Here is a 1757-nt window from a genome sequence, read left to right on the forward strand (position 1 = left end):
CAGCGGGCGTCCAGCGAACAGCAGAGCGAGCAGATCGCCCCGGCATAGACCGGGCAGAAGGCCATGTCCTCCGGTTCGAAGGCATGCTGGCAGATGCGGCAAGGGATCGCCTCCTCGCCGTTCCAGTCCTCGAAAGGGCGACGCGCGATATAGTAGCGGCCGCGGGTCGCCCAGGCGATGGCGGGGGCGGCGACGAAAGCGGCGGCGAAGGCGAGGAAAGGCGCACAGACCTTCAGGGTCGTCCCCAGCCCGCCCAGGAAGGCAAGCATCGACAGTGCAGTCGCCAGCAGCATGGCACCGACGCCGACCGGATTGATGTCGTAGAGATGGGCGCGCTTGAATTCGACATGGCGGGGGCTGAGGCCGAGCGGCTTGTTCACCACCAGATCGGCGACCAGCGCGCCGATCCAGGAGGCGGCGACGCTGGAATAGAGTCCCAGCACCGGCTCCAGCGTCTTGTAGATGCCCAGCTCCATCAGCATCAGGCCGATGACGACGTTGAACACCACCCACACCACCCGGCCGGGATGGCTGTGGGTCAGGCGCGAGAAGAAGTTCGACCAGGCGATGGAGCCGGCATAGGTGTTGGTGACGTTGATCTTCAGCTGCGACAGCACGACGAACAGGCCGGTGAGGCCCAACGCCAACTGCGGTGACGGCGTCACATACTGGAAGGCGACGAGGTACATCCGCGTCGGTTCCGCCGCCAGTTCCAGCGGCACGGCGTTCTGCAGCGCCAGCACCACCAGGAAGGAGCCGAGCAGAAGCTTGGTGGTGCCGATGACGATCCAGCCCGGCCCGGCCGCCACCAGCGCCGCCCACCAGCCTAGCTTCTTGCGACCTTTCGCGTCGGGGTCGTAGGGCAGGAAACGGATGAAGTCGACCTGCTCGCCGATCTGTGCCAGCAACGAGAACACCACCGACGCCGCGGCGCCGAACAGCATCGGATCGAAGCCGCCAGCCGCATCCGGTGCCCGGCCGGGAAAGCGGGTCCAGGCGGCGAAGGCCTCGCCGTCCTGGACGGCGATGAACAGGAAGGGGAGGGCGTGCAGCGCCAGCCAGAGCGGTTGGGTCCACAGTTGAAGGCGGCTGATGACGGTGAAGCCGTAGGCGACCAGGGGAATCACCACCAGCGAGCTGACGACGTAGCCGGCGGCCAGCGGCAGGCTGAACGCCATCTCCAGCGCCGTCGCCATGATCGCCGCCTCGATGGCGAAGAAGATGAAGGTGAAGGAGGCGTAGATCAGCGAGGTGATGGTGGAGCCGATATAGCCGAAGCCGGCGCCGCGCGTCAGCAGATCCATGTCCACGCCATAGCGGCTGGCGTAATAGCTGATCGGCAGCGCGCTGGCGAAGATCAGGGCGGCGGCGGTCAGGATGGCGAAGAGCGCGTTGGTGAAGCCGTAATTCAGCGTGATCGCCCCACCGATGGCTTCCAGTGCCAGGAAGGAAATCGAACCGAGCGCGGTGTTGGCCACGCGCGAAGGCGACCATCGCCGCGCCTTCCGCGCGGTGAAGCGCAGTGCGTAATCCTCCAGCGTCTGGTTGGCGACCCACCTGTTGTAGGTCCGCCGGACCGCGATCACCCTCTGGCGCCCCGCCGTCGGCCCCATTCGCCCTCCCCGAAATAAGTTCGCATGACAGATTGTTTAAGATTTCCTCTTTTTTGCCGCTCTCATAGTAAAGCTCGCTGTTCTGCCAGTCTGTCAAAAATAAATCTGCCGAACAACAAAGCCTGCGGATCGATATGGTCTGCG

Annotated in this window: 1 protein-coding gene; it reads right to left on the reverse strand. The window is 64.8% G+C overall.

Annotation, left to right across the window (positions count from 1 at the left end; all coding sequences use genetic code 11):
* Nucleotides 1-1613 (reverse strand): ATPase (locus tag I71_RS13750; RefSeq protein WP_042695422.1); only part of this gene is annotated, 1613 nt, incomplete at its 3' end.
* Between the last annotated feature and the right edge of the window lie 144 nt (nucleotides 1614-1757).

Source organism: Azospirillum sp. B506 (genome assembly GCF_000333595.1).
GTDB lineage: Bacteria > Pseudomonadota > Alphaproteobacteria > Azospirillales > Azospirillaceae > Azospirillum.